This is a genomic window from Microcystis sp. 0824 (genome assembly GCF_003112475.1).
In the GTDB taxonomy this organism is placed as follows: Bacteria; Cyanobacteriota; Cyanobacteriia; order Cyanobacteriales; family Microcystaceae; genus Microcystis; species Microcystis aeruginosa_C.
Map to the genome: position 1 here is coordinate 1 of NZ_BDSM01000035.1, position 10767 is coordinate 10767.

Here is a 10767-nt window from a genome sequence, read left to right on the forward strand (position 1 = left end):
GTAAAGAGTCCCGCGATTGTAGTAAGCATTGGCGTTTCGGGGATTAATGTTGAGCGCCTGATTGTAATCGGACAGGGCGAGGTCGGGTTTCCCCTGTTCGTAGTAAAGAAGCCCGCGACCGTTGTAAGCTTCGGCCAATCGGGGATTAATGTTGAGCGCCTGATTGAAATCGGACAGGGCGAGGTCGGGTTTCTCCTGTTGTTCGTAAAGAAGCCCGCGATTGCTGTAAGCCAGGGCTAATCGGGGATTAATGTTGATCGCCTGATTGAAATCGGACAGGGCGAGGTCGGGTTTCCCCTGTACGCCGTAAAGAAACCCGCGATTGTTGTAAGCTTCGGCCAATCGGGGATTAATGTTGATCGCCTGATTGTAATCGGACAGGGCGAGGTCGGGTTTCTCCTGTTGTTCGTAAAGAAACCCGCGATTGAGGTAAGCCTCGGCGTATCGGGGATCAATGTTGATCGCTTTGGTGAATTCAGCGAGGGCGAGATCGTATTTTTTCTGTTGGATGTAGCCAACTCCCCGGTTATAGTGGCCGATCGCGTCTTGATTGTTCCCTTGAGCGATCCGGGTTTCGGCTGGTTGTCGGCTCTCTAGCGCCATGAGGGGGCGAACAGTCGCGAGGGTGGAAAGGCTGATTAGGCTAACGGTGGTAAGAAGGGCAAAGGATTTCATGGCTAGTTCCTCGGTGGGGATGGTTTTAAATTCTACTTAGGGTTGGCTGAATATCGGTGTAAATCCTGCTAAAAAAGGTTTTTGGGCTAAAAAAGCCTAAAAATATTATCCAACAAGGTTTTTAGATTGATTCAGCAACCCCTACTTAATTCATAGGCTGCTTTTTTGGGAATATACAGAATAGGCTTTTTTTGTCTAAAAAGCACTAGGCTACTACTATCTAAAGTAATTAGAAAGTAGTAAGAGCGATCGCTTTTTTTAAAATCCTACAGTAATCCTAGCAATTATTGTCGGTCAAACTTATCTTTTCTCTTGGTGTAAATCGTCAATTAATTACCTTACTCCTCTTCTCTACTCATTAAAGTAGCGACTAAGAAATTCTTGGGGAGTAATGATTGTAATTTTTTGATTTTTAGCTAATTTAAGGATTTTACCCGGAACTCCTCCCCACAACAATCCTGAAATCCAAACATTGACATCTAGAACAACTTTCATGAGTTGGCGCGTCTAATTTGGCGAGCTTCTTTAATCATCTGGCTAATCTCAGCTAGAGTCGGTTGATTGGGGTCTGGTTCCATTGCTTCTAGTCGCTCAAAGAATTGCTCTAGATTGACTTTATCTTGATGAACTTTTTTGAGAATGATGGAGTCTTCCGTCAGGGAAATCATGTATTTATCTCCTGGGTTGAGGCGGGTTTGAACTTCAGGAGGAAGTTCGAGGTTTCCTTCTCGATTGATTTGTATGAGTAGCTCTTTGGTCATCGGCTTCAAAATAAACTTTATTAGCTTTAGCTGTTAAACAGACTTTATAAATAATCTGATCAAGTTAATTATATATATTTTAGCGAATTTTTCAAGCTAGGGCTTGCTACCTTGGAATCTAATCTGGGAATTGATGACCCTCAGCGATTCGCGTCTGGAGAGGTAATGTTTCTCCCTCTACATTTATACTACCCCAGGAGAGTCCTTCCACAGAATCAATACCACTGGCTACTTGATAACGGATCCGGAACGGTTATTAGCGACGCTTGAGGGAAACCCAACCACACCAATGTCGTCAAGAATGTTGGGTTTACCTCAAACCATTGAATCGAGCAGTTTTCTCCTAATTATTAAATCGCTCAACCAAACCTACAAGCTTCTATCTGATAACTGATAACTGATAACTGATTAAGACTTCACTCCCAGATTAAAGAAAATCGTTCCCCGACGCACAGAATTTTCGCTGCCTTGGCTGCTAATAGTAAGAGAACGCAGATTATTAAATAAAGGCTTAATCGATAATTCTAACACCCGCACGATCGGAAATTTTGCCTCGATTACCGGTTGCAATTGTCGCCAATCGACGTAAAAATAACCATCATTTTCTGCGGGTAAAGCAGTAATTGCCTGTCGAAACTTACCACTACTTAAAATGGGGTTTTTCTGTGCAGATAAAGCTAAACCCATCGCTTCCACAGAACTAGCGATAATTTCATAATTATCGACCCTAGTATGCACTCCCGTCACGAGCGTCTCTAGTTGCGCTTTTCCCCCCGGGACCGCCGTGGTTAACTTTGTCCAAGCTGTCACCGTTCGATCGAGTAAAGGCAGATTAACCACATTATAGCCGCGACTGCGGGCCAACTCATCCAAATGAGAGATCGCACTGTCCACCTCTACCCCCATCACCCGTTCCCCTACAAAAACACTATCGGGTTCCATCCCCTTTGAACTAGGCACGAGAGCGAGGCTATATTCGCCTCTAACCCAGCTAAAAACGTCTTCAGGCAAATTTAAACCTAAAGGCGACTGGAAGCGGTTTAAGACCTGTGTTATTAATTCCTGTAGGGGACTATCTGCTTCTAACCCCTCCTCTACCTGAGTCCAAAAACGATTTAAATCGCGACTAGCGGCGACTAAAAGGCTATTTTCGCCGATAAAAGATAATGCTCCCACGGGACTAGATAAAATTGGTGCTTGGTCATCCTGTCCTAAAACCCCAATTAAGGCGGTTTGAGCGACTATTCCCCCGGATTTGAGGGTAAAAGCCGTGGCTAATCGTTGTTTTGCTTCGGGACTCTCCGGGACGGGTTGATTCGCGATCCAAGCCGATAACGGAGGTAAATTGCCGTAAACTATAGCTATACGCGGTTCGGTGATATTTTTGAGGGCTTCTCGGTAATCGGGGCTATTTTTTAGGTTTAAATCCGGTACTTGCACGTTATTAAGTGCCTCGCGCAAAACCTTGATATTATTGGCAAAAAGCACCGTATCACCGACGACGGCACTAGCGAGAAAACGATTATTATCTCCTGCGGTCAAGGGACGTTGATAAATCAGGTTAACTCCCTTGTAGAGTTCAAAAACGAGGTCAAATTTGCCCGAAACCGCCTGTTTTGAGTAGGAAGCTTGCAGAAATTCCTTAGCGCGTTCACCATCTTTACTTTGAATTGCCAAAAGATAACCCGGTTGGATACCATTATCGGTATCGCGATCGAAATCTAGGGAAGTAACAGCGAGGGTAATTTCTTCCCCTAACCAGGGTTTGATTTCCTTTTGATAATTTAATCCCGTTTTACCGAGCAGACTTTTTTCTAAATCTTTAATTTCTTGGTGGGAACGTCGTCGATTAGCCGGTGTAGCGATTAATTGGCCAAAAGACTCTAAACGTTCGGGATTGACCAACAAGGATACCATAACCGGGGCCTGTTTCGGCACAAAAATCGCCGCCATCGGTTCCCGCAGCACCCCACCTTTGAGCAAAGACAGAGGACTATCGGCGAGAATCCAAGCAAAACTGGCTGTAGCGACTCCTAGGAGAATGATTACCGTCGCACCTAAAAGATAGAAAAACGATCGCAATTTCACAACCTTGTCCCGAGATGAACCATTAGCTATTTTAAGCCAGCAATTGACCCAAGAATTTCGATCGCTACAATTCTTACCAGACTGACAACCGATAACTCGCCACCGATAACTAATTTTTACCAGCCTTTTTCCGCTTGAGCGAGGACATAGTTAGCTACAGCTTCGATATCTTCAGCGCTGAGACGACCACCGAAAGCGGGCATCGCCCCCATACCTTTGGTAACTTGGGTAACGATAGCTTCAACGGAATCTTTGCCGTATTTAACTAAATCTTCTTTTTTCAGGGTTTTAGCGGCATTAACCACGTTTTTACCGCCCATGTGGCAGGAAGCGCAGTTAGCACTGAAAATCGAAGCCCCATCAGCTAAAGCGGGACGAGCCATACCGAAAGTAACCACAGCCAAGAGCAAGCACAGGGAAATTAATAGTCTTTTCACGATTGGTTCTCCTCTATTTCTTAAGAAATTCCCCAACCATGGTCAGAAAAAACCGGTTTTCTTGTCAAAAGACAAGCTGTCAAACTTGGTGTAGAATTAATTCATGGGACAGTTAAAAGCAAACTTTTACTTTTTTGTCAAAAGACAGGCTGTCAAACTTGTCATCTTCCCTCGTGTAAAGGATTAACAAGCATGAAAAAATTAGGTTTATTGTTCGCTACCGTGGCGCTAGTCCTCTCTAGCTTCTTCTTCAACACTGCCGCCGCTTCCGCCGAAACCTTCACAGTGAAGATGGGCGGTGATGCAGGTACACTACAATTTGATCCCCCCACCCTCACTATTAAAGCAGGAGATACGGTGAAATGGGTCAATAACAAACTTTCTCCCCATAACATAGTTTTCGATAGCACCAAGGTTCCCGAAGCCCAAGCCAGCAAATTATCCCATAAAGGTCTGGCTTTTTCCGCCGGTGAGTCCTTTGAAAGCACTTTCAGCGAACCGGGTACTTACACCTACTACTGCGAACCCCATCGCGGCGCCGGTATGGTCGGAACGATTACCGTTCAGTAATTATCCGATTTTAGCCAAAAATAACTCGCGGTTAACTGCCGCGGGTTGTTTTTTTGGGAATTATGAATTATGAATTATGAATTATGAATTGGGAAGAATAAATAAAAATAGTCTCCTGACGACTGGCTACTGTCTCCTGTCTCCTGTCTCCTATCTCCTATCTCCTGAAATATAAAGTCTCGGTTACAAAACTGACTTGCGAGCAATTCTCCCCCCACCATAGAAACAGAAGCCCGTAGGAAAATCAGCCATGAAAGAACACGATGTCGTTATAGTGGGCGGTGGGTTAGCAGGATGCCGCGCCGCCTTAGAAATCAAACGCCTCAACCCGACTATCGATGTTGCTGTCGTTGCCAAAACCCACCCAATTCGTTCCCACTCCGTCGCCGCCCAGGGAGGTATCGCCGCCGCCCTGCAAAACGTTGACCCCAAAGATAATCCCAAGGCCCACGCCTACGATACCGTCAAAGGTTCCGATTTTCTGGCTGACCAGGATGCGGTGGATATTCTCACCCAAGAAGCCCCCGAAGTTATCATCGAATTGGAACATCTAGGCGTGTTATTCTCCCGTCTCGAAGATGGACGCATTGCCCAAAGAGCCTTTGGCGGTCACAGCCATAACCGTGCCTGTTACGCCGCCGATAAAACCGGTCACGCCATGCTGCACGAATTAGTCAGCAATTTAGGCCGTAATCAGGTAAAAATCTACGATGAATGGTACGTTTTGCGTCTTATCCTCGAAGAAGGTACGGCCAAAGGGGTGGTTATGTACCAAATCGCCACCGGACAGTTAGAAATCCTCCGGGCAAAAGCAATTATGTTCGGGACCGGGGGCTATGGTCGCGTTTATAACACCACCTCCAACGATTTCGCCTGTACGGGAGACGGTTTAGCTTTATCGGCAAAAGCGGGTATTCCCCTAGAAGACATGGAATTTGTCCAATTTCACCCCACTGGACTCTATCCCGTCGGTGTTTTAATCTCAGAAGCAGTCCGGGGTGAAGGTGCTTATTTAATCAATAGCGAAGGTCGTCGTTTTATGGAAGACTACGCCCCCTCGCGCATGGAATTAGCCCCCCGGGACATCACTTCCCGGGCCATTACCCTAGAAATTCGCGCCGGCCGGGGGGTAAATCTGGACGGTAGCGCCGGGGGTCCCTTTGTCTATCTGGATTTACGCCATTTAGGCCGGGAAAAAATTATGAGTCGCATTCCCTTCTGTTGGGAGGAGGCCCACCGTCTCGTCGGTGTCGATGCGGTAGAGGAACCGATGCCCGTCCGTCCTACAGTTCACTATTGTATGGGCGGCATTCCCGTTAATACCGATGGTCGCGTTCGCTTAAGTGCCGATACCCTCACCGAAGGCTTTTTCTCCGCCGGGGAATGTTCCTGTGTCTCCGTTCACGGGGCCAATCGTTTGGGCAGTAATTCCCTGTTAGAATGTGTGGTCTATGGGAGAAGAACCGGCAAATCGATCGCTAAATACGTCGAAAAACGCGCTTTTCCCGTCTTTAATCCCGATATTTACCTTCAGGATGCTAAAGAGGAAATCACCGCTTTATTGACCAAAAAAGGCACGATTCGCATCGGTCAACTACGTCAGGAATTCCAAGACTGTATGACCCAACATTGCGGCGTTTTTCGCACCGAAGCGACCATGCGCGAGGGAATTAAACAAATCGGCGAATTAAAGCGCAAATACGAGCAGATTTACCTGGATGATAGGGGGGATTGCTGGAATACGGAACTAATCGAGGCCTGGGAATTACAAAGTCTCATGGTGGTGGGGGAAATTATCCTCACCTCTGCCCTCAATCGTCAAGAAAGCCGAGGGGCCCATTCTCGCGAAGATTTTCCCCAACGGGATGACCAAAATTTCCTTCAGCATACCCTCGCCTATTATTCCCCCTCCGGCATCGATATCGACTATATGCCCGTAGTGATTCAGGATTTCACCCCCGTGGAACGTAAGTATTAACCTCTGGTCGGACGGTAAATGTAAAGGAATATTACAAACTCCTTGGCATTTACCGAGATTTAGTTCTATACTAGATAAAGCAACGCGGGATAGAGCAGTCTGGTAGCTCGTCGGGCTCATAACCCGAAGGTCAGTGGTTCAAATCCGCTTCCCGCCATTACTTATAAAGCCGGTAGTTAAATCCGATTTCCCGTTAGGGAACATCGAACATTACCCTTTCAAGACAGCGATTGGGGTCAATGTAAGATTGGCGAGAATGGAGACAAGTATAATTATCCATGATCAGGATCTGTTCTGCTTTTAAATAGAGCGGAACGTGATAGGCTTCAAACAGGGCCATTTACAAAATGTTTGAAAGAAGTAGCGGGGATTGAAATCGACCACGGCATAGATAGTTATACTTATCGGCGCGGTTTATTTGTGATGAAGCAATTAGGAGAAACAGTTAAAATCATCAACGATGTTCAGTTTCAGCCTGTGGGTTTTGCTTAACTAACAATGGGCGTATTAAAATTAGTTATTCCTTTGGAATCGAGAACAATCAAATAAATGCGATCACCGATTCATTGATACGGCGGTTTAAGCAAACGTTATTCTTTTTTGGGAAAAACTGTATCATTAGAAAAAAATCAAGAGGTTTTTGTTGATGGAACCACTCTTAGTGACTTTGATAACTTGGGCCAGGAATATTGCTCCCTTGGCTGGTGCTGCTATTGCCACAGGTTTTTTAGGCAAGACTGGGGAAAATCTTAACGATTCCTTGTTGGCGACACTGCAACGCAAATTTCCTACCTCGCCAACCTTAAAGTTATTAACCGCAGGCAAAGCACCTGAAGTTGAGCAAGCCGTCATTGACTTGGAACCTGTATTAGCTGATTCGGAAGTTACAGAATTATTAACGGAAATGCGGGCGTTGATGAGCAGTAACCAGGAATTAGCCGCTAAGTTAGCCGCAACGGAAAAACAGATCCGCAATACTCAAATTAACAAGGATCAATCCCAGGGTTATCAATTCAACAAAAATGTTGAAGCTAAATTTTTGGGGGGAAACCATAACCATTACTATCCCAGTGACAATAACAAAGAGCATTAGCTGGAGTCGTCTGGTAGGGAACAGACAAAGTTAGCCCCAACGCAATCAGCAACCCTAAATACCACACCTCCGCCAGTAGATGAATGGCAGGGACGACAGGATGAAATCAAGGAACTACAAACCGCCCTCAGCAATGACAAAGTACGCTTAATCGGGATAACCGCCGCAGGAGGCTATGGGAAATCGGCTTTAGCGGTGAAGTTCAAAGAGAAGTTAAACCCTCATTGGCGGGTGTTATGGGTTAGTTTTAGAGAGCGTTATTCAGTAGCGCAATTTGGACGCTGGTTATTAGAAAATTTGGAGCAACCCTACGATGAAAAATGGAACGATGAGACGTTAATTCAGCAGATGATACGGGGACTGATTACCTCACCTTGTCTGTTGATTCTCGACAACTTAGAAACAGTAGTTCAGACGGCGGTAGATTCAGTTTATGGGGAATTTTTGATCCGTTGGTTGGGGTCGGGAAACCAGAGTAAAATCCTGATTACCAGTCGGGAACAGCCGAGTTTTGTCGCCAATTTAACGCGGCGTTGTCATTGGTTGCGCCTGGGGGGATTAGCAGAAGCGGACGCAATCGAGTTGGTGAGGGTCAATTACGGTTTGACAGGAACTAATCAAGAATTAGCCGAATTTGTCCACAAGATGGGACGACATCCTCTCTTAATGCAACTGGTTTGTAGTTGGATGAGTGATGAATTTGGAGAAAGGGTTTCGGTTACGGAATCGCAAAATTTAGGCTTAAATATGTTTGATGTGGAAGGTTATCACCGCGACACAGAAACCTGTGTCAGAGAAGTGATTACCGCCAGTTTAGCGCGATTATCGAAAGAGTTTAGGGAGAGTTTAACGCGGTTGTCGGTACTGCGGGAGAATTTTGATGACAGGTTAGCGCAGGGGTTAATTCCAGCAATAACTGAGGAAGATTTACGCTATTTAGCTCGTTTATCCTTATTACAAGAATTTCCCCCCGAATACAATGTAAAACGGCGACAGTTTCAGTTTTTGCCTTTAATATCAATGGTGGTGCAAGATCAAGCAAATCCTGAAGTATTGCGATCTGCCCATCAATTAGCCTTAAATTATTATTTAGCTCATTTACCTGTCCCTCCCTGGGAATCCTTGGAAGATTTGAAGGAATATTTAGAGGCGTTTCACCATGCAGGGGAATTGGGAGAATGGCAGTTAGCTTACGATATTTTGAATGAGGATCGAGGAGGAGAAGAGAAAGATAAATCGGTTAATAGTTTTTTAGATTTACAAGGATTTTATCGTAAGCAAGCAGATCATTATGAACAGGTGATTGCAGGGAGTCAACGGGAACAAGTTTGTTATCGTAACTCGTTAAGTTATTTGGGAAGTTGTTATCGTTCCTTGGGACAGTACGAAAAAGCGATCGCCTATCACCGGCAATGTCTCGACATCAGTAAGGAAATAGAAGATTGGCAAGGGGTGGCAACTTCTCTATGTGGTTTAGGCAATTGTTATAAGTCCTTGGGGCAGTATGAAAAAGCAATTTTCTATCACCAGCAATGTCACGACATCAGTGAAGCAATGGGCTATCGGCGAGGGGTGGCAAGTTCTCTCGGGAATTTAGGCAATTGTTATTATGACCTAGGACAGTATGAAAAAGCGATCGACCTCTACCAGCAATATCGCGACATCAGTGAAAAAATCAGATTTCGGCAAGGGGTGGCAATTTCTCTCGGTAATCTAAGCAATTATTATAATTGCTTGGGACAGTATGAAAAAGCAATTTTCTATCACCAGCAATGTCACGACATCAGTGAAGCAATGAGCGATCGGCAAGGGGTAGCATCTTCTCTACATACTATAGGGAGTATATTGCTCAAACTAGAAAACTACAGCGAAGCAGAAAGAAAAATTCAAGCATCCTTAGTAATTTCTCAAGCTATTGGTTATAAATATTTAATCGCCTATAGTTTAAGAGTCCTTGCGAAAATTGCCCACCAAACTAATCGCCCTGAACTTGCCCTCAGTCATTGCCAAGAAGCGCTTAAATTATCCCAAGAACTGGGGATTCCCTTGGTTAAAGATTGTGAGGAATTGTTAGGGCAAATTCAGGTTACATTAGAAGAAGATTAGAAACCCTTGATCACCTATACCAACCATGAAAATTAAAGCAATTCTCAAAATTTAACTTTTTATCCAAATAGGAGAAATTTCATGAGTACCACCATCAATCTTCAAATCACTTTTGAATCTCTAACCGAAGCGATTAAATCACTTGACTTAACGCAAAAACAACAATTATTAGAAATACTAGAACAACAAATTTTTCAAGCAGAAGAAACTTCCTATCAAGACGACGAGGAAACCTTAGCAGAACTTCAACAAGTTCGGGATGAATATCAATCAGGCGACTATGTGACCCTTGAACAATACTTGAGCAAGGATTAAATCACAATGGATTATAGTATTAAAATCTCTAAATCTGTACAAAAACAGATTGATGACTTACCTAATCCCATCAAAAGTCGTATTCTTGAAAAAATCAAAGATTTATCAATAGAACCGCGTCCCTCTGGTGTAGTTAAATTAAAAAATTCTGATTATGAATACCGTTTGCCTGTTGGTGACTATCGAGTTCGCTATGAAATTGATGACCCAAAACAGGCAATACTCATCTTGCAATGTAAACATCGAAGAGATGTCTATCGCTAATAATTTAGAAACATTGCGCTACTTCAAATCCAAATTGGTGTTTCTCGCCGAAATCGCCCACAAAACCAATCGCCCTGAACTTGCCCTCAGCTATTGCCAAGAAGCGCTTGAATTATGCCAAGAATTGGGGATTCCCTTGGTTAAAGATTGTGAGGAATTGTTAGGGCAAATTCAGGGAAACTTAGGAGATTCAGACAATAACTTAAAGTAAACCTGAGAAAATTTCAGTTTTTATCTATAAAAAACAATGCCTGCCAAAGATATTTTCCATGACTGTGTAAAACACGCCCTAATCAAAGACAGCTGGACAATTACCCATGACCCCCTACGGATTCGTTTAGCAAGAGGTAAAAACCTGTTTGTTGATTTGGGAGCAGAAAGACTATTAGCCGCAGAAAAGGGAACAGAAAAAATAGCCGTTGAAATTAAGAGCTTTACTCGTCCCTCTGATATGAAAGACCTTGAATAAGCAGTTGGTTA

General features: G+C 44.2%; 12 protein-coding genes, 1 tRNA gene and 3 pseudogenes. 10 read left to right on the forward strand and 6 right to left on the reverse strand.

Going from position 1 to position 10767, the window contains the following annotated elements; all coding sequences use genetic code 11:
- From N0824_RS13150 to petJ, 5 genes are all read right to left on the reverse strand, one after another.
- Positions 1–675: tetratricopeptide repeat protein (locus N0824_RS13150; protein WP_146184283.1), on the reverse strand; the 675-nt coding region annotated here is incomplete at its 3' end.
- A 351-nt stretch (positions 676–1026) separates the two neighbouring features.
- Complete coding sequence (locus N0824_RS13155; protein WP_002800867.1) at positions 1027–1170, reverse strand: putative toxin-antitoxin system toxin component, PIN family; 144 nt, start codon at positions 1168–1170, stop codon at positions 1027–1029.
- Positions 1167–1436: a hypothetical protein gene (locus N0824_RS13160; protein WP_002796343.1), complete on the reverse strand. Its 270-nt coding sequence runs from the start codon at positions 1434–1436 to the stop codon at positions 1167–1169. Before N0824_RS13160 ends, N0824_RS13155 begins: the two co-directional genes overlap by 4 nt.
- Before the next feature lie 408 nt (positions 1437–1844).
- On the reverse strand, positions 1845–3524 hold the full coding sequence (locus tag N0824_RS13165; RefSeq protein WP_108937079.1) for a DUF3352 domain-containing protein: 1680 nt from the start codon (positions 3522–3524) through the stop codon (positions 1845–1847).
- Between the two features lie 116 nt (positions 3525–3640).
- Positions 3641–3961, reverse strand: coding sequence for a cytochrome c6 PetJ (petJ, locus tag N0824_RS13170; protein WP_002732729.1), 321 nt, complete (start codon positions 3959–3961; stop codon positions 3641–3643).
- A gap of 192 nt (positions 3962–4153) precedes the next feature.
- On the opposite strand from petJ, the gene petE reads away from it, so the two are divergent.
- The 3 genes from petE (at position 4154) to N0824_RS13185 (ending at position 6666) form a co-directional block, all read left to right on the forward strand.
- Positions 4154–4531, forward strand: a complete 378-nt coding sequence (gene petE, locus N0824_RS13175) for a plastocyanin (RefSeq protein WP_002782424.1) — start codon at positions 4154–4156, stop codon at positions 4529–4531.
- Between the two features lie 250 nt (positions 4532–4781).
- Positions 4782–6509: a succinate dehydrogenase/fumarate reductase flavoprotein subunit gene (locus tag N0824_RS13180; RefSeq protein ID WP_108937080.1), complete on the forward strand. Its 1728-nt coding sequence runs from the start codon at positions 4782–4784 to the stop codon at positions 6507–6509.
- 83 nt (positions 6510–6592) lie between these two features.
- Positions 6593–6666: transfer RNA gene (locus tag N0824_RS13185), tRNA-Met, on the forward strand.
- Between the two features lie 36 nt (positions 6667–6702).
- Here N0824_RS13185 and N0824_RS13190 read toward each other — a convergent pair.
- Entirely contained in the window at positions 6703–6849 is a 147-nt protein-coding gene (locus tag N0824_RS13190; protein ID WP_232023605.1) for a TauD/TfdA family dioxygenase, read from the reverse strand.
- A gap of 20 nt (positions 6850–6869) precedes the next feature.
- On the opposite strand from N0824_RS13190, the pseudogene N0824_RS13195 reads away from it, so the two are divergent.
- The 7 genes and pseudogenes from N0824_RS13195 to N0824_RS13225 all read left to right on the forward strand — a co-directional run.
- Positions 6870–7001: pseudogene (locus N0824_RS13195) on the forward strand (DUF3782 domain-containing protein); the annotation flags it as partial.
- A 154-nt stretch (positions 7002–7155) separates the two neighbouring features.
- Positions 7156–7602 carry a hypothetical protein gene (locus N0824_RS13200; protein ID WP_079205632.1) on the forward strand — a complete coding sequence of 149 codons (447 nt, stop codon included), beginning with the start codon at positions 7156–7158 and terminating at the stop codon, positions 7600–7602.
- A 39-nt stretch (positions 7603–7641) separates the two neighbouring features.
- A pseudogene (locus tag N0824_RS13205) lies at positions 7642–9708 on the forward strand (tetratricopeptide repeat protein); the annotation flags it as partial.
- A gap of 81 nt (positions 9709–9789) precedes the next feature.
- The gene (locus tag N0824_RS13210; RefSeq protein ID WP_002767942.1) at positions 9790–10023 is read left to right on the forward strand and encodes a hypothetical protein; all 234 of its coding nucleotides are present in this window, start codon (positions 9790–9792) and stop codon (positions 10021–10023) included.
- A 6-nt stretch (positions 10024–10029) separates the two neighbouring features.
- Complete coding sequence (locus tag N0824_RS13215) at positions 10030–10287, forward strand: type II toxin-antitoxin system RelE/ParE family toxin (RefSeq protein ID WP_104397397.1); 258 nt, start codon at positions 10030–10032, stop codon at positions 10285–10287.
- On the forward strand, positions 10274–10498 hold the full coding sequence (locus tag N0824_RS13220; RefSeq protein ID WP_108937081.1) for a tetratricopeptide repeat protein: 225 nt from the start codon (positions 10274–10276) through the stop codon (positions 10496–10498). Before N0824_RS13215 ends, N0824_RS13220 begins: the two co-directional genes overlap by 14 nt.
- Before the next feature lie 36 nt (positions 10499–10534).
- Positions 10535–10753 (forward strand): annotated as a pseudogene (locus N0824_RS13225) (element excision factor XisH family protein); the annotation flags it as partial.
- Positions 10754–10767: the final 14 nt, after the last annotated feature.

What these genes read in the sequence shown, in the direction of transcription:
- N0824_RS13155 (WP_002800867.1), bottom strand. Translation starts at nt 1,170, where the DNA reads ATGAAAGTTGTTCTAGATGTCAATGTTTGGATTTCAGGATTGTTGTGG.
- N0824_RS13160 (WP_002796343.1), bottom strand. Translation starts at nt 1,436, where the DNA reads ATGACCAAAGAGCTACTCATACAAATCAATCGAGAAGGAAACCTCGAA.
- petE (WP_002782424.1), top strand. Translation starts at nt 4,154, where the DNA reads ATGAAAAAATTAGGTTTATTGTTCGCTACCGTGGCGCTAGTCCTCTCT.
- N0824_RS13180 (WP_108937080.1), top strand. Translation starts at nt 4,782, where the DNA reads ATGAAAGAACACGATGTCGTTATAGTGGGCGGTGGGTTAGCAGGATGC.
- N0824_RS13190 (WP_232023605.1), bottom strand. Translation starts at nt 6,849, where the DNA reads ATGGCCCTGTTTGAAGCCTATCACGTTCCGCTCTATTTAAAAGCAGAA.
- N0824_RS13200 (WP_079205632.1), top strand. Translation starts at nt 7,156, where the DNA reads ATGGAACCACTCTTAGTGACTTTGATAACTTGGGCCAGGAATATTGCT.
- N0824_RS13210 (WP_002767942.1), top strand. Translation starts at nt 9,790, where the DNA reads ATGAGTACCACCATCAATCTTCAAATCACTTTTGAATCTCTAACCGAA.
- N0824_RS13215 (WP_104397397.1), top strand. Translation starts at nt 10,030, where the DNA reads ATGGATTATAGTATTAAAATCTCTAAATCTGTACAAAAACAGATTGAT.
- N0824_RS13220 (WP_108937081.1), top strand. Translation starts at nt 10,274, where the DNA reads ATGTCTATCGCTAATAATTTAGAAACATTGCGCTACTTCAAATCCAAA.